General features: G+C 69.2%; 12 protein-coding genes. 5 read left to right on the top strand and 7 right to left on the bottom strand.

Features of this window, described 5'->3' with window-relative positions; all coding sequences use genetic code 11:
* Positions 1–17 precede the first annotated feature (17 nt).
* Both ACOJSN_RS12980 and ACOJSN_RS12975 read left to right on the top strand, forming a co-directional pair.
* Positions 18–479 carry a T6SS immunity protein Tdi1 domain-containing protein gene (locus ACOJSN_RS12980; protein WP_420112918.1) on the top strand — a complete coding sequence of 154 codons (462 nt, stop codon included), beginning with the start codon at positions 18–20 and terminating at the stop codon, positions 477–479.
* Between the two features lie 108 nt (positions 480–587).
* Positions 588–5,405: an NAD-glutamate dehydrogenase gene (locus ACOJSN_RS12975; protein WP_420112917.1), complete on the top strand. Its 4,818-nt coding sequence runs from the start codon at positions 588–590 to the stop codon at positions 5,403–5,405.
* Between the two features lie 13 nt (positions 5,406–5,418).
* Here ACOJSN_RS12975 and ACOJSN_RS12970 read toward each other — a convergent pair whose 3' ends face one another.
* Positions 5,419–6,330 (bottom strand): sulfite exporter TauE/SafE family protein, encoded by a 912-nt coding sequence (locus ACOJSN_RS12970; protein WP_420112916.1) that lies wholly within the window; start codon positions 6,328–6,330, stop codon positions 5,419–5,421.
* 130 nt (positions 6,331–6,460) lie between these two features.
* On the opposite strand from ACOJSN_RS12970, the gene ACOJSN_RS12965 reads away from it, so the two are divergent.
* Together ACOJSN_RS12965 and ACOJSN_RS12960 are read left to right on the top strand one after the other, a co-directional pair.
* Complete coding sequence (locus ACOJSN_RS12965) at positions 6,461–6,913, top strand: RrF2 family transcriptional regulator (RefSeq protein WP_420112938.1); 453 nt, start codon at positions 6,461–6,463, stop codon at positions 6,911–6,913.
* A 136-nt stretch (positions 6,914–7,049) separates the two neighbouring features.
* On the top strand, positions 7,050–7,739 hold the full coding sequence (locus ACOJSN_RS12960; RefSeq protein ID WP_420112915.1) for a hypothetical protein: 690 nt from the start codon (positions 7,050–7,052) through the stop codon (positions 7,737–7,739).
* Between the two features lie 61 nt (positions 7,740–7,800).
* On the opposite strand, the gene ACOJSN_RS12955 is transcribed toward ACOJSN_RS12960, so the two are convergent.
* The 6 genes from ACOJSN_RS12955 to ACOJSN_RS12930 form a co-directional block, all read right to left on the bottom strand.
* Complete coding sequence (locus tag ACOJSN_RS12955; protein ID WP_420112914.1) at positions 7,801–8,460, bottom strand: hypothetical protein; 660 nt, start codon at positions 8,458–8,460, stop codon at positions 7,801–7,803.
* A 62-nt stretch (positions 8,461–8,522) separates the two neighbouring features.
* Positions 8,523–9,287 (bottom strand): putative protein N(5)-glutamine methyltransferase, encoded by a 765-nt coding sequence (locus tag ACOJSN_RS12950; protein WP_420112913.1) that lies wholly within the window; start codon positions 9,285–9,287, stop codon positions 8,523–8,525.
* 15 nt (positions 9,288–9,302) lie between these two features.
* Positions 9,303–10,325, bottom strand: a complete 1,023-nt coding sequence (locus ACOJSN_RS12945; RefSeq protein ID WP_420112912.1) for an Rv2578c family radical SAM protein — start codon at positions 10,323–10,325, stop codon at positions 9,303–9,305.
* Between the two features lie 35 nt (positions 10,326–10,360).
* Positions 10,361–12,418: an MSCRAMM family protein gene (locus ACOJSN_RS12940; protein WP_420112911.1), complete on the bottom strand. Its 2,058-nt coding sequence runs from the start codon at positions 12,416–12,418 to the stop codon at positions 10,361–10,363.
* Between the two features lie 215 nt (positions 12,419–12,633).
* A complete protein-coding gene (locus ACOJSN_RS12935) occupies positions 12,634–14,049 on the bottom strand; it encodes a mechanosensitive ion channel domain-containing protein (RefSeq protein WP_420112910.1) in 1,416 nt (471 codons plus the stop codon).
* Entirely contained in the window at positions 14,046–16,214 is a 2,169-nt protein-coding gene (locus ACOJSN_RS12930; protein WP_420112909.1) for an adenylate/guanylate cyclase domain-containing protein, read from the bottom strand. The genes ACOJSN_RS12935 and ACOJSN_RS12930 overlap by 4 nt, the downstream gene beginning before the upstream one ends.
* Before the next feature lie 290 nt (positions 16,215–16,504).
* Here ACOJSN_RS12930 and ACOJSN_RS12925 point away from each other — a divergent pair.
* Positions 16,505–16,930: TetR/AcrR family transcriptional regulator (locus ACOJSN_RS12925; protein WP_420112908.1), on the top strand; the 426-nt coding region annotated here is incomplete at its 3' end.

Genomic DNA, 16,930 nt, shown 5'->3' with positions numbered 1-16,930 from the left:
GGACCTAGGCTCGATCCGTGAGCACACCGCATCTCGGCGACCTCGCCGGTTGGACCCCGTACACGTTCTCCCCCGAGCCGGTCTCGACCGCCGAGTTCATGCCCTCCTGGCCCCGCGTGCATGACCCCTACCCGCTGTTGCACGGGTTCTCGCGACTGGGACACGTGTTCCTCTCCGACAGCGCCCAGCAACAGTTCTGCGTGGTCTACCCGCTGCAGGGCGGAAGCAAGGGGTACCCGGCTGGGTCGCTCGCGGAGTTCCAGCGCACCGTCACCGGCGACCCCGGATTCCAGGCGTGGATCTTTCCGCCCGACCTGGTGCGCCCAGTCGTCGACAGGCTCGGACCGATCGACCCCGACCAGGTCTACATGCCGGTCCCCTACCCGATGCTCGGCGGCAGCGGGGCTCCAGAGAGCTACGACAAGGGCGACGTGTGGGTGTTCTTGGAGATCGTCGGACAGCTCTGGCAGCAGGCCTGACCAGCAGGCGAGCATTCCGGTACCGAGGCGCAGACAACCACCACCCCAGCCCGGCAGCACGCTCATAGACTCGACGCGAGGGACGTCGTCGTGCGAAGGAGCCGGACCGTGGCAGCTGAGACCGAGATCGGCGACTCCGAGCGTCAGGCGGTGTTCGCCCGGACCTCAGAACTAGCGACAGGTGACATTCAGCCGCTCATCGAGCGCGTGCTCGAGCACGTCGCGACCGAGGACTTGACCGAGCGGGAGCCGCGCGACCTCGTGGGTGCGGTCACCTCGCTCCGCGACTTCGCCGCCACGCGCGAGCCGCGCCAGACGCTCGTCCGTGCGCTCTCCCCCTCGATCCGCGAGAACGGCTGGACATCCCGCCGCAGCATCGTGCAGATCTGCACCGACGACTCGCCGTTCCTCGTGGACTCGGTCACCGCGGCGATCGCCCAGGACGAGCTGTCCGTGCACCTCATCGTGCACCCCCTGCTCGTGGTGCGCCGCAGCGAGTCCGGCGCGCTCGAACAGATACGCGACGAACGGCCACCCACGCGCGCCGGCACAGCCGAGTCCTGGATGCACCTCGAGGTGGACCGGCTCCCCTCGGCCGAGGCCGAGGAGGCCCTGGCCACGCACCTGCGTGAGGTGCTGGACGACGTGAGGGCCGCCGTCGAGGACTGGCTCCCGATGCGGCACGCATGCGAGGACATCGCACGGGACCTCGAGCGCGGGGTGCCTGCCACGGTCGACCCTGCTGAGGTCGAACCGGCCAAGGAGTTCCTCACCTGGCTCTCCGAGGACCACTTCACGTTCGTGGGCTACCGCGAGTATCGCCTGGAGGAGGTCGAGGTCGACGGCAGCACCGAGCTCGTGCTTCGACCGATCGAAGGCTCCGGTCTCGGCATCCTGCGCGACGCCGAGGGTCCGTACTCCCGGCTGCGCCCCGAGGCGCAGTCCACCGCGCGCGACCCGCGCCTGCTCACGATCACCAAGGCCAACTCCCGCAGCACCGTGCATCGTCCGGTCTATCTCGACTACATCGGCGTGCGCACCTTCGATGCCGACGGCGCCGTCACCGGCGAGAAGCGCTTCCTCGGTCTGTTCACCTCGACGGCGTATGCCGAGTCGGTCTTCCGGCTCCCGATCGCGGGGGCGAAGGCCAAGGAGGTCCTCGCGCGCGCCGGGTTCGCCGCGAGCAGCCACTCCGGCAAGGACCTGGCTCAGATCCTCGAGGCCTACCCGCGCGACGAGCTGTTCGCGGTGGACGTGGACCGGCTGACGCACACCGCGCAGGAGGTCGCGTACCTCGCCGAGCGGCGCCGCCCCAAGCTGTTCGTGCGCAAGGACGAGTTCGGCCGCTTCGCCTCCGCCCTGGTGTTCGTGCCACGCGACCGGTACACCACGGCGGTGCGGCTGCGGATCGAGTCGCTGCTGCGCGAGGAGTTCGACGCCGAGCACGTGGACTACACCACCCGGCTGTCGGACTCGCCACTGGCGCAGGTGCACTACGTGGTGCGCGCGGGCACCGGGCAGTCCGTGCCTGACGTGGACACCGACGCCCTGCAGGATCGTGTGCTGGAGGCGATCCGCACCTGGGACGAGCAGCTCGCCGACGCGATCCACGATGCCGGCGATGGCGAGGACGTCGCCAACGACCTGCTCGCTCGCTTCGGCTTCCCGGAGGCGTACAAGGAGGACATCGCGCCGGCCGATGCGGTCGGCGACCTGATTCGCCTGGGTGAGTTGGCGTCGTCGGGTGCGTCGGTGCATCTGGCACCGGGTGCGGGACCGGGCGAGCGGCGCTTCAAGGTCTACTCCGACCGGCCCCTCTCGCTCACGACCGTGCTCCCGGTATTGACCGACCTCGGGGTCGAGGCGGTGGACGAGCGCCCTTACTCGATCACCTCTCCGGTGCACGAGCGGGGTGATCTGCACATCTACGACTTCGGGCTGCGTGCGCAGCCCGAGCTCTGGGATGCCGACGGTGGCCCGTTCGAAGAGGCGTTCGCGGCGGTCTGGAGCGGGGTGGCGGAGTCGGACTCGCTCAATGCGCTGGTGCTCACGGCCGGCCTCAGCTGGCGACAGATCGTGGTGCTGCGGGCCATCGGGCGCTACCTGCGGCAGGTCGGGTCCGCGTTCTCGATGGAGTACATCGAGGAGGCGTTGGTGGCGAACCCGCGCCTCGCGGGCGGTGTGGTGCGCCTGTTCGAGACGCGCTTCGACCCCGACCGCGCCGGCAGCCAGACAGAGCGCGAAGAGGACGCCGCCTCCCAGGTGCAGGATCTGCTGCACCAGCTCGACGACGTTGCGAGTCTCGATGCCGACCGCATCCTTCGATCCTTCATCGGGATCGTACGGGCGACGCTGCGCACGAACTTCTTCCAGGTCGATGAGGCGTCCTCGCCCAAGCCCTACGTCTCGATGAAGCTCGACTGCCGCCGGGTGCCGAACCTGCCGCAGCCGCACCCGATGGCGGAGATCTGGGTGTACGCGCCGTCGGTCGAAGGCGTGCACCTGCGGTTCGGCAAGGTCGCGCGCGGCGGACTGCGCTGGAGCGACCGACGCGAGGACTTCCGCACCGAGGTGCTGGGCCTGGTGAAGGCGCAGATGGTGAAGAACGCCGTGATCGTGCCCACCGGCTCGAAGGGCGGCTTCGTGGGCAAGCAGCTCCCCGATCCGAGCGTGGATCGCGGCGCCTGGATGGAGGCAGGCAAGGAGGCGTACCGCACGTTCATCCGCGGGCTGCTCGACCTCACCGACAACCGCGTGGGCCCCGACGTGGTGGCGCCAGAGCGGGTGGTGCGTCACGATCTGGACGACCCGTACCTGGTGGTCGCCGCCGACAAGGGCACCGCCTCGTTCTCCGACATCGCCAACGGGATCTCCCGTGAGTACGGCTTCTGGTTGGACGACGCCTTCGCCTCGGGAGGCTCGGCCGGCTACGACCACAAGGGCATGGGCATCACTGCACGCGGGGCGTGGGAGTCGGTGAAGCGGCACTTCCGCGAACTCGGGGTGAACACGCAGGAGGACGAGTTCACGGTCGTCGGCGTGGGCGACATGAGCGGTGACGTGTTCGGCAACGGCATGCTGCTGAGCGAGCACATCCGACTGGTCGCCGCATTCGACCACCGGCACGTGTTCGTGGACCCGAACCCCGATGCCGCCACCGGGTTCGCCGAGCGGCGTCGCCTGTTCGACCTGCCGGGGTCGAGCTGGGCCGACTACGACGCCTCCCTGATCAGCGAGGGCGGCGGCGTCTACGCGCGCTCGGCGAAGTCGGTATCGGTCACCCCGCAGGTGCGTGCGGCCCTCGGCATCGAGGCCGGCGTGGAGGAGCTCACACCCGCCGACCTGATCCACCGGGTGCTGCTGGCACCGGTCGACCTGCTCTGGAACGGCGGCATCGGCACCTACATCAAGGCCGCCACCGAGACCAACGGCGAGGTCGGCGATCGCGCCAACGATGCGATCCGCGTCGATGGCGGCCAGCTTCGCGTGCGTGTGGTGGGTGAGGGCGGCAACCTCGGCGCGACCCAGCAAGGCCGTGTCGAGGCGGCACGCGCCGGGGTCCACGTCAACACCGATGCCATCGACAACTCCGCCGGTGTGGGCACCTCCGACAAGGAGGTCAACATCAAGATCCTGCTCACAGAGCCGGTGCGCGCCGGAGATCTGACGCTCGACGAGCGCAACGAGCTGCTGGCCTCGATGACCGACGAGGTGGCCCAGCAGGTGTTGCGCGACAACTACGAGCAGAACGTGCTGCTCGGCAACAGCCGCGCCAACAGCGCCGTGATGCTACCCGTGCACGCGCGCCTGATCTCCTGGCTCGAGCAGCACGGAGAGCTCGACCGTGAGCTCGAGTTCCTGCCCGACGCCACCGAGATCGACCGGCGCATCGCGGCGGGTGAGGGACTCACACGACCGGAGTTCGCCGTCGTGCTGGCCTACGCGAAGCTCGCCCTCAAGAACGAACTGGCCGCGACATCCCTGGCCGAGGAGCCGTGGTTCGCGCGCACACTCGCGGAGTACTTCCCCGAGCCCGTGCGCGAGCGGTATGCGCAGGCGCTGGCCGAGCACCCGCTGCGGAACGAGATCATCGTCAACTCGGTCGTCAACTCGATGGTCAACCGCGGCGGCATCACGTTCGCGTACCGCGCCACCGATGAGACCGGCGGCTCGGCCGAGCAGATCACGCGTGCGTACGTGGTCTCACGCGAGATCTACGGGCTGCGGACGTTCGTGAACGGGGTCGAGGAGACCGACAACGTCGCGCCGACGCAGCTGCAGACCGACCTGTATCTCACGTTCCGGCGAATCCTGGACCGGGCGTCCCGCTGGTTCGTGCTGAACCGGCCCGACATGGTGGACGTCGCGGCAGAGGTCGAGGCGTTCGCTGAACCCGTGCAGACCTGGATGTACCGACTCGGCGAGCTGTTGCAGGGCGACGACCTGGTGCGCCACCAGGCCAAGGTCGCCGAGCTGTGCGAATCCGGGTTCTCGGCGGAGTTCGCCGAGCGGGCGGCCGCGCTGCTGGCCTCGCTGTCACTGCTGGACATCGTGGCGATCGCCGGCAACGATCCCGCGGCGGTCGAGGAGGTCGCCCGCGTGTACTACGCGCTGTCCCCGGAGATCGGCTTCGACTACCTGATGCAGCGCGTCAACGAGCTACCCCAGGACGATCGGTGGGACTCGATGGCGCGGGCGTCGATGCGGGACGACCTGTCCTCGGTGCTGATCGGACTCACGCGTTCGGTGCTGGCAACCACGCCCTCGGGCGCGCCGGCCGACGAGCGCATCGCGACCTGGGCGAAGGCCGGCGGCACCTCCACAGCACGCGCACTGGATGCGCTCGCTGCCGTCCGCGAGGTCGAGAACCCCGGCATCGCCACTCTCTCGGTCGCGGTGCGGACACTCCGGACGCTGGCGAGCTAGTGGCACGCGTCCGCTAGACGGTGGTGGGTTCCGGGTCCTGCTCGACGGCGGTGGCCTCGTCTGCGGCGGCCGCCGCCTTGTGCTCGCGGTTCTTGCGCACAGCGACGACGATCAGCGTCGCCCAGATCACGGCGAGGACGCCGTAGATCCAGACCTGCTCGACGTCGAAGGCTCGCGTGATCGTGCGGGTGTTGGTCACGAGGATCACGCCACCGACGAGCGCGCCGAGCAGGGGCAGCGAGACCTTGCGCACCAGGTACGCGGCGAACGGGGCGGCGACCACACCACCCGCGAGCAGCGCGAGCACGATCGACAGCTGGATTCCCTGGGTACCGAGTGCGAGAAGGAAGCCGAGGCTCGCCGCCAGGGTGACAGCGAACTCGGCCGCCGAGACGGAGCCGATCACGCGGCGCGGGTCGAGCTTGCCGGAGGACAGCAGCGAGGGCGTAGCCACCGGGCCCCAGCCGCCGCCACCGGTCGCGTCGACGAACCCGGCGAACAGCCCGAGCGGCGCGAGGAACGCGGTGCGTGGCCGCGAGCCTGCCTTGATCTTCGGCGGCTTGCGGAACACGAACCGGCTGATGATGTAGACGCCGAGCGCGAGCAGGATCAGCGCCATCCATGGCGTGGCGGACTCGGTCGAGAGGTTCGTCAGCACCGTGGCGCCCAGGAATGCGCCGATCGCGCCGGGGGCCGCGATACGCGCCACCACTCCCCAGTCCACGTTGCCGAATCGCCAGTGCGAGAACCCTGACACGGCTGTGGTGCCGATCTCTGCGAGGTGCACCGATGCCGAGGCTGCCGCCGGTGCGATACCGGCAGCGAGCAGCAGCGTGCTCGAGGTGACGCCGTACGCCATGCCGAGCGAGCCGTCCACGAGCTGTGCCGCGAGGCCCACGAGGGCGAAGATGATGACGCGTTCCATGCCTGCTCCAGCGCTGGGGTTCGTAGTCGGATCCCGTGAACGATAACGAGAGCGATCTAGTCCATTTCATCGGGATTCTGGAGATCCGCTTGGTGAGCCGGCGCGGTCCGCCACACTCGGGACCGGGGGTATCTCGGCGCGGGGCGACTACGCCGTCAGGGCCATGGTGGCGCTGGGGGCGCGCGACTCCGACGCCCCGGTCGCCGCCGAGTCGATCGCCTCCGATCAGGAGATCCCCGTCGCCTTCCTGCTGAAGATCCTCGCCGACCTTCGCACTGCCCGGCTGGTCGGCAGCCGGCGGGGAGCGCTCGGGGGTTACGTGCTGGCCCGCGACCCAGCCGAGGTGTCGGTTGCCGACGTCATCCGTGCGGTCGAAGGACCGCTCGCCGACGTGCGAGGCACGCCGCCGGAGGACATCAGCTATCCCGGTGCATCGGCAGCACTCCGCGACGTCTGGCTCGCCACACGAGTGGCGCTGCGCGAGGTGCTGGAGGAGACCACGATCGCGCACATCGCGCGGGGCGATCTGCCCGCGCACGTGTCTGCTGCACTCGATCGGCCCGGCGCAGACCGCCGCCGCTAGCCCCCTCACGTGAAGGCTTCACGCAGGCCGAACCTTCACGTGAGGGAGGTCACGTGACGCGCCGTGCTGCGCAGGGCCCGTGCATGAACGGCTTTCGTGCGGCAAGATAGGGCAACTCATTCGAAGGGAGCCATCCATGGCGAAGAGCAAGAAGGCCGACAAGAAGGACGACAGCAAGAAGCTGAAGTCCACTGTCAAGAAGCTCGAGCAGCAGCTGAAGGCGGCCGAGAAGCAGGCCAAGAAGGATGTCCAGAAGGCGAAGGACAAGACCAAGAAGTGGAAGTCCCGCGCCAAGGACGCGGTCGCCGAGAACCTGAAGGCTGAGACCACTGCATCGAGCACGTCGCCGGCGGCTGCGAAGCCCCGCACCGGTACCGCTGCACGTGCTGCGAAGCCCGCCACGAAGACCGCCGCCGCCCGCAAGCCTGCGGCGCGGAAGACCACCGCTGCTGCGAAGCCGGCGCCCAAGAAGGCCGCCGCGAGCAAGCCTGCTGCCGCGTCGACCGCTGCCACCACCACGGCTGCCGCGAAGCCTGCAGCCAAGGCCAAGGCAACGGCCAGGAAGTCGACGGCTGCCAAGCCGGCCGCCGCGACGTCCACCACGGCGAAGTCCACCACCGCGAAGTCGACCAGCACGCGTCGCACTGCGGCAAAGCGGCCGAGCAGCGCCCCGCGTGCGGCTCGTGGCGCGAGCGCTGCGGCAGCATCGGGTGCGCCGAGCGCCACGTGGACCGTCGCGCAGCTGCGTGACGAGGCCAAGAAGCGCAAGGTCCCCGGCTACTACAGCAAGAGCAAGGCTGCGCTGCTCAGCGACCTCAACGTCTGAGTCGCTCTCGAAGCACGACGAAGCCCCCGGTGCGATCGCACCGGGGGCTTCGTCTACTGGATCAGGCTCGGGTGAAGGTCTGCTCGACCGTGATCGGTGAGCCACCTGCGGGGTTGTCCATCTCGAGGTTGAGCGTCAGCTCAGTGTCGGTGCACGTGTACGCGACCTCCTGGCCGGGCAGCAGCTCCGCACTGCTCGCGAAGTCCTGCTCCTGCGAGGTGCCGGCGACTGTCACGGTGACGGTCCCCTCTGCGGAGACGACCTCTCCGTAGGTGAGAGTCGAGTCGTCGGCGGTGTAGTTGACGACGAAGACCCCGTCAGTCTCGGTCGATCCCTCGATCGCGGTGCCCTCGACCTCGGCGGAGTAGCTGGCTGTGTTGGCGGCCTCCGACGTCAGCGTGGTTCCGTCGAACGTCATCTCGGTGGTGCCCTCGACGCTCACCTCACCCTCGCCGCCCATCTGCGCGAGGACCTGCTCCTCCATCGCCTCGGGGGTCATCTCCCACGTGCCCACGAGGCACTCGGCACCCCCCGCTGCGACATCGCCGCCATCCTCGCCATCACCCTCGGCGGTGTCGTCGCCGCCGTCGGTCTGCTCGGTGGCGTCGCCCTCGGGCGCGGTGGTCTCATCGCCCTCGCCACCTCCGGCGCAGGAAGCAAGGGTGAGGCCGAGCGCAGTCGCGGCGGCCAGGTACAGGAATCGGTTCTTGGTGGTAGTCACGGAGCCGACGTTACGTGAAGGACGCCTCTACACGCGCGCCACGCTGCGGGGATAACTGCCCATCATCGATGGCCGACGACGGCGGTCCCGTCGATCTCGTCATCTCGCAGGATCGTTGTGGTGAAGCCGTGTGCGGCGAGGGCAGCCACGGTCAGGTCCGCCTGCCGGCGGCTGGTCTCGATGATCACGGCGCCACCAGATGCGACCCACGTCACACTCTCGGCAGCGATGCGGCGGTGCAGCGCGACGCCGTCGGCGCCACCGTCGAGCGCGATCCTTGGTTCGTGCTCGCGCGCCTCGACGGGCATCATGACGATCTCGTCGGTCGGCACGTAGGGGGCGTTGGCCACGACCACGTCGATGTGGCCCCTCAGCTCGAGCGGCAGACCATCAAAGAGGTCGCCTTGAACCACACGGTCCGCCGGCAGGTTGCGTCGCGCGACCACCACGGCCGCGGGGTCGACGTCGCTGGCCCACACCTCGGTGTCAGGTCGCGCCCGGTGAATCGCCGCCGCGATCGCAGCGGCGCCGCAGCACAGCTCGGCCACCACCGGCGCACGCTTCCCGTCCAGCTCCGCACGCGCAGCCTCGACCAGCACCCTCGACCGCTGCCGCGGCACGAACACGCCGGATCCCACCACATAGCGCTCACCACCGAGCTCCACCCAGCCCAGCACGTGCTCGAGCGGCTCCCCCGCGACCCGACGATCCAGCAATGAGGCGAGCTCCGCCGTCGACGTGGCGGACTCGACCAGCAGTGCGGCCTCGTCCTCGGCGAACACGCACCCGGCAGCGCGCAGCCGGGTGACCACCTCGTTCTCGCTCACCTGGTGAGTCTCACATCAGAACAGGGTCGGCGCAGCCTCCGGGACCGGGGCGGCCACGGGCGGGGAGTGCCTGCGGCGACGCTCCTCGTGAACCTCGAGCCGGTGCCGCCGCCGGACCGTGCGGACCCGATCGCGCAGCCACTCCTGGTAGTCCTTGGCAGCGTTGGCTCCGCCAGCGTAAAGGTTCTCGTAGCGAGGTACGAGGTGCGGCTGCTCGCGCCGCAACCAGGCCAGGTACCACTCGCGCGCGCCCGGGCGCAGGTGCAGTGCGGTGGCGTGCACCGCCGTCGCTCCGGCCTCGGCGAGCATCGTGAACGCGCGGTCGAGATGCTCCTCGGAGTCGGTGAGCCAGGGCAGCACCGGCATCATCAGCACCGTGCACGCGAGGCCCGCCTCCCGCACCGCACGCACGGTCGCGAGCCGCGCTGCCGTGGTCGGCGTGCCGGGCTCGACCGAGGCCTGCAGCTCGTCGTCGAACACCGCGATCGACATCGCGACATCCACCGGTGCCCGCTCGGCAGCCTCCGCCAGCAACGGGATGTCGCGCCGCAACAGCGACCCCTTGGTGAGGACCGAGATGCCCACGCCGTGCTTCGCGAGCGTGCGGATCACACCGGGCATCAGCCGGTACCGGCCTTCCGCACGCTGGTACGGGTCGGTGTTGGTCCCGAGCATCACCCGCTCGGGCCGCTCGCGCTTGCGGCTCAGCTCGGCGTCGAGCGCCTCCGCCACGTTGACCTTCACCACCACGCGCGAGTCGAAGTCCGCACCCGCGTCAAGGTCGAGGTAGGTGTGTGTGTTGCGCGCGAAGCAGTAGACGCAAGCATGCTGGCACCCCCGGTACGGGTTGATCGTCCACGCGCCACCCATGAAGCCGTTGCCCGGCACCTTGTTCAGGGCACTGCGCGAGGTGACCTCGAGGAACTCCATACCCCGGAACTCCGGGGTGTCGAAGGTGCGCACGAGTCCGTCGGAGGCCGCCAGTCCGGGCAACGCATCGCCGTCGACCGCCCCCAGCCTCTGACCGTCCCACCGCATCCACCCAGTAGAACATATGTATCAGAACGCGAGGCCTATCGGCGCGACGACCCTCTCGACCGACTGCGCACCAGAGCCACCATCACCAGCCCCAGGCCGAGCAGCGATCCGGCGAGTACGAGCCCGGCTGTGACCTCCGCGCCGGTGTCAGCGACGGCATTGCCGCCGGTGCCCCCGGAAGCCCCCGGTGCCGGATCCTGGCTCGCCGACGTGCTCGGCCCGCCGATGGCGGGGTCGGTGCTCGTCGGATCGGTCGAGGGGTCGACTGTCGGAGGGTCCGCCGTCGGAGGGTCCGTGGTCGGCGGCTCGACGTCCACCTGGACCTCGAAGTCCACGTCCAGTCGACGTTCGCCGGCGTCAGAGATCGTGACCGTGCGCCGTGTGACCTCGGCGCCATAGCCGTCGGGGACGTCGATGACTACCTCGTACTCACCTGCCGGCAGATCGTCCACGAGGTAGTTGCCCGCCGCGTCCGTGGTCACGACCACCGGCCCGTCCGGGCCTGTCACCGTGACGGTCACGTCCGCGACCGGAGCGCCGTCGTCGTCGCCGACGTAGCCACCGACCGACCCGGGACGCTGCAGCGCGAAGTCGACATCCATCAGGTCGTCCGCCTCGACCGTCACGTCACGCGTCGTGGGGCCGCCGGCCGTGTAGCCGAAAGGAACCTCGATCGTCACGGTGTACTCGCCCGGCGGAAGCAGATCGAAGGAGTAGCTGCCGTCGGCGCCGGTGGCTGCGCTCCGGGCACCGTCGGGGCCGGTGATCGTCACCAGTGCACCGGCCACGGGCTGAGCGCCCGCAGTGACCGCACCCGCCACCGATGGTGCCGGCTGCACCACCACGTCCTGGTCGACGATCGGCTCCTCGCTCCCGGCCGGAACATCGAGCGGAGGCGGAGACGAGACGACGGCGTAGCCCTGCGGTGGCTCGACCGAGAACGTGTGCTCGCCTACCGGCACGGTGTCGATCAGATACGCGCCCGTGGAGTCGCTCACGGCGGATCGTTCCACGCCGTCGGCATCGATCAACGTGACCACCGCTCCCGGCACCGGCTCGCCCCCGGCCGTGATGACGCGACCACTCACCGACGCCGGCACGATGTCCCGGACGACGAAGTCCACATCGGTCGCATCGGCGTCGGACAGGTCCGCGGAGCGGGTGGCCGGACCATCGACGACGTAGCCAGGGCTGCCGGGCGGTGCACCCGGGACACGGACCTCGACCGTGTAGCCGTCGGTCGCCGCGAAGCCGGCGAAGCCGTAGGTGCCGTCGGCTGCGCTGGTGGTTGTCGCGACCACGCTGCCATCCGGGTCGAGGAGGGTGAGAGTGGCATCCGCCAGCGGTCCGCTGTCGCTGTGTGTCACGGTGCCGCTGATGTCGCGCGCCAACGAGGCGAACCAGGTCTGGTAGACCGGGAAGCCCAACCGATGGAAGAAGTAGATGGTCAGGCTCGACACCGGCACCGTCGGCATGAACCAGCCGCTCGCGCCGGAGGTGTCCACCGCGCCGGCGTTTCCGATCACCTCGCCCGAGACAGGATCCCAGGTGGCGACGTCATCGGCATCTCCGGTGCAGGACGGGCTGCCGGCAGCTGCGCAGTAGTTGAAGCCGCCTTGCCACCCCAGCTCGGCGCCGGTGAGCAGCTGACCGTCCGCGCCACGCGCGATGACGACCGCCCTGTCCGCATCGATGTCACCGAGCACGAACGCCCAGCTCCCGGGCCTGGCAGGTCGCTCGAACGTGTAGGTGGTCGTCGATGGCGAGGCCGGCGTGTCAGCGCTCGGCCGCAGGTTGAGGTACGGCCGGTTCCTGCTGCTGCCGAAGATCTCACCGGGTGGCGTCCCCTCGCTCAGCCAGACCGTCGCGCCCGACTGAACACCCACCTGGCCGCCGCGCGAGTCTGTCGTCATCTCGGCGAGAGGAAAGCCGCCCGCCGGCAGCTGCATCGTGGTCGTGTACGCACCTGCTGCCCCCTGAAGACCGCCCCAGGTGGCCCAGCCCGGCGTGGTGGCGGCGGTGGCCGACAGGCCAGGTCCCAGCAGCGCAGCGATGCCTACGACCGCTACGGCACCCCGCAGGACTCGACGCACGGCGCCCATCTCAGGCTCGCCCCTGCTGTCGTTCTGCGGGACGTGTCGCGCCGCCGTGCAGAGTGCGGCCGTCGGACTGCGAGCTGACCCTCGATGCTCGCAGCACCCTGCTCATGTCGAGCGGCTGCGTCGGCGGGTTCGCCTGTTCGGCATCCGTTTCGGTCTCTCTGGCCATCGGGTACGTCCTCTCGTTGCACTCGTCGGGTATGGGCGCTTCAGACGTTCAGGGAGGTCGAGCCCGAGGCCACCGCGGCCCGCTGCTGCACGAGTGCGCGCCGCGACTCGATCAGCTCACCGATCTCGGTGGCCAGCAGCGGGCGCTGCCGCACCAGCGCATCGATCGAGCCGAGCGGCACCGCCAGCACGGTGAGCGTCTCGGCGACCAACGCCTCGCACGGGTCTGCCTCGCGTGTCAGCGCGGTCTGCCCCAGGTAGTCGCCGCGCTCCAGCTGCGCGACCGTGGTTCGCTCACCGCCGACTGTCGACACCAGTCGCACCCGGCCCGCGACCACGAACCGGATCTGCTCGGGCACGGTGCCGGCCGCCTGCACCACCTCGCCGGTGCCATAGCGCTCGAGCCCACTCGCTTCCGCGAGCGAGTCCCTCTCCTGATCCGTGAGATGCAGAGTTGATGCCACCACACCCAGCGCCGCTGCGAACTCGGTCGGATCGGCGCTACCAGCACCATCGCCGTCGAGCGAGAGCCCGCGGCGCCGCGCGGCGTACCAGAGCCAGCCGAGGTACACGCTCGTTGCCCGAGCCACATCGGCCGGCCCCTGCAGAGGCAGCGAGACCAGGTACTTCCCCGTCCCGAGATAGTCGACCGACGGCGGCTCGTCCGTTACTCGGCCGGGCACGCGCTCCGCTACCTCGACAAGCAACCGCATCACGTCGTGCGGGGTGTCGGCCGTCGAGAACGCGAGAGTGAGCGAGGCGTGGTGGGCGCCGGGCGGCCTGCTCAGGTTGCGGAACGAGCTGCCGGCGAGTACCGCATTGGGGACGATCTGGATGCCCGAGCCGGTGTCGATGTGTACCGCGCGCCAGTTGACCTCGGTGACCCGGCCCTGCACGCCCCCTCCATCGAGCCAGTCGCCGATCTGGAACGGCTGCTCGAACAGCAGCAGCAGACCCGAGATGACGCTGCCGACCGCGTTCTGAAGCGCGAGACCGATCACGATCGACGTCACGCCGAGTGCAGCGACCAGGCCACCGACGTCGGCACCCCAGACCCATTGGAAGAGCAACGCCACGCCCACCACGACCAGCAGCAGGCGCGCGATGTCGACGAAGATCGACGGCAGCCGACCGCGCCACGAGTCGGGGCGGGCGTTGCCGAAGATCGCCACGTTGAAGGCGGACAGCAGCAACAGGATGGACAGGAAGCCAACCACCGTGGCGACGACCCGCACCCACACCTGGTCGGCCGGCGACCGTACCGCGAACACCACCAGGATCAACAACCCGACGGCCGGCACGACCCAGTTCCGTAGCAGCCGCACCGGCTTGACAGCTGGGTGTCTCCGACGCTGGAGTGCGTTCAGGATCTCGGTAAGCACCACGAGCGCGAGCGGGACCCCGAGCGCGATCGCGAGCGCCCAGCCGAGCCATCCCTGCGCCACCGGGTCGATCATCGCTCCACACTCCAGATCGTCTCCGTCTGCCCGCCGGAGGTGACTGATCCCGCCTCACGCAGCTTCGTGCCCTCGGGCAGCCGTTCACGGACCGCCTGGCTCACATAGATGCCCGGCGCGTCCGAGACCGCCCCTACCCGGTAGGCGAGGCTGACCGCCTCACCCCACAGGTCGTAGGCGAGGTTGGTCCTGGCAACCAGCCCGCTGGTGACCGTTCCGGTCGACACACCCGCCCGCACACCGACGGCTGCTTGGTTCTGCGCCGCGAAACGTTCGACTGCCGTCTGCATGTGCAGCGCGAACTCGACCGCTCTGCCCACGTTGTCGACACGAGGCGTCGACAGGCCCGAGGAGACGAGGTAGCCACCACGCAACGTGCGCACCTTCTCAACGCCCGCCTTCTCCGCAGCCTCGTCGAAGCCACGCATCAGGGTGTTGAGCTGAGCCGTCTCCTCCTCGCTGGTGAGCGTCCGGGCGAATTCGTCGAAGCCGACGAGCTCGGCGAACACCACCGCCACGTTGTCACGCTCCTCCGCAATCGTCTCCTCACCCTCCTGATACCGACGCGCGAGCGTCTCCGGCATGAGGGCATACAGGAGCCGCTCGTTCTCCTCACGCTGACTGTCGATCAGCTCTTGCTTGATCCGCAGGCTGGCCGCCATCTCGTTGAAGGCCGAGCCGAGATCGCCGAACTCGTCCCGGGAGCCTTCGGGCACCTCGACGGCGAGGTCTCCCCCCGCCACGCGACGCACCGCCTCCAGCATCCGCTGCACCGGTCGACTGAACACCTGCGCCAGCAGCAACGAGATGACGCACACGGCAAGCAGGATCGCCAACGTCGACAGCACCAGGTTGCGCGTGAACTCAGTGACCGGGGCGAATGCCTCTGCCTGGTCGATGTGCGCCACGATCACCCAGTCGAGACCCTCGATCTGCAACGGCGCGTATGCCACGAGGCTGGCGGCGTTCGTGTAGTCCGCCGCCGAGGCCGTGCCGGTTCTGCCCTGCAGCGCCTGCTGGACCGCCTCGTGGTCGACCGGCTGCAGCTGGACCGTTCCGCCCACCTCGACGATCCGCTCGGCGGTCTGCACCGGGGTGCCGTTGGCCACCACGGTCTCGATGTAATCGTCCGGGTGCTCCACGAGGAGCCGAGAGACGCTGCGCATCAGGCCGTCGTGACCAGAGAGGTACACCTCGCCGGTCTCCCCCAGCCCTTGGTCCGCCCACGTGTGCGAGCCCGTCATCACGTCGTTGATCTGCTCGATCGGTACCTGGACCGCGAGAACACCGATGATCGAGGACGACGTTCCCAGCGGCGACAGCACCCAGGCAGTCGGTACGTTGAGGGAGGGCAGGTACCCCTCGAAGTCGGTCGTGAGCACGGCGTCGAGTGCGCCCGTGCGCATGGCCTCGTCGTACGCGGTGGTCAGCACCGAGCTCGCATAGGGCTCACCGTGAAGGTTCGCGCCGAGATCGACGCTCTTGTACGCGGTGAACACGACGTTGCCGTCGGCATCGATCACCAGGGCGTCCTCATACCCGAGCGTCTCGACCAACCCGCTGAAGTACGCACCGTACTCCGCAGCCGCCTCACTCCACGCCGAGCCGTCACCCGCATCGTTCATGGCCAGCCCCGCGTCGAAGTCGTCGTAGGCGCGATCGGCTGTGTAGTGCAGCTGCAGGTAGCGCCCGGCGGTGGACCTCGGGATCAGCGACTCAGTCGCGAAGTCGAGACCGGTGCGCTGCTCGAGCGCGGGGACGTACTCGTCGGCATAGTAGGCCTCGAGCGTGGCCTCCTCCTCGGAGGTGAGGACCACGCCGTCGAGCGCGCTGAAGCCCTCGATCAGCGCCATGGCGCCTTCGACGGCGCTGGCGTTGCGAGAGTCGAGCAGCACACCTCGCTGCAGCGAGGCGAACTCGCGCTCGATCTGCTCGGTCCGGAGCTCGCGAATGGTGACGAGCTGGTCGAGCGCGGCTTCACGGAGCGACTCGCGGCCGTTGACGTACCCGATCACACCCACCACGCCGGCAGCGACGAGGCTGACGCCCAGCAGCATGATCAGCAGCTTCGACTGAATACCGAGGCCGAACCTCGGCGTGAGCCTCCGTCGCGCGGCTGTCGCTGCCTCAGCAGCGCCGGTCTCGGCCTCCCCCTGTGCGCTCACGGCGCCCACGTCCAGCATCGCGTCATCGCACGCTCCCCCTCCGGCGGCACGGTTATCCGGTCCCGGTGGAGCCGCGCGCGACGAAGCAAGCGATGGGAGACGAGAGGCGCCGAGGTGCACTCGCCTCCCACCGCTGCGCACCTGGCCGGTGGCCACGGCGCGCCTCGCGCTGACCTTCCGGCAGGCTGTTCGACACCAAGTGCTCCTTCGTCCCCGAATGAGTTGATAGGTAAACTAAGACAGATGCCATAGTTCTGGCAAGACCCCTTCGACGACCTACCATGCGGCCCATGTCCACTGCCTCCGAGAAGAACCGTGCAGGGCGAAGGACTGCCGAACGGCTTCTCGACGCAGCAGAACGGCTCGTCGCCACGTCCGGTCCCACGGTGCCGCTGCGCCAGATCACCCGGGCAGCGGGCCAGAAGAACAACTCGGCGATCACCTATCACTTCGGATCCCGTCAGGGCCTGATCGATGCGGTCTGGGTCCGGCGCACCCAGCGCGTGAACCGCGAACGCGCCGCGCTGCTCGAGAGCATGGAGGCCGACGGATCGATCGACGATCTTCACGCGCTCGTCGAGGCACACGTGCTGCCCTTCGCGCACGAGATGGCCGAGAATCTCCCGAGCTACTGGGCGCGCTTCAACGAGGTCGCGCTCGCGCAGATGCCGCTGTCCTTCCTCGACACGTTCGACGCCGACCTCGCGCGCCGCGTC

Origin of the sequence: Pseudactinotalea sp., assembly GCF_048594945.1 — a bacterium.
Lineage (GTDB): Bacteria > Actinomycetota > Actinomycetes > Actinomycetales > Beutenbergiaceae > Pseudactinotalea.
The sequence above is the reverse complement of the archived record's forward strand: the minus strand, read 5'-3'. Positions and strand labels throughout refer to the sequence as shown.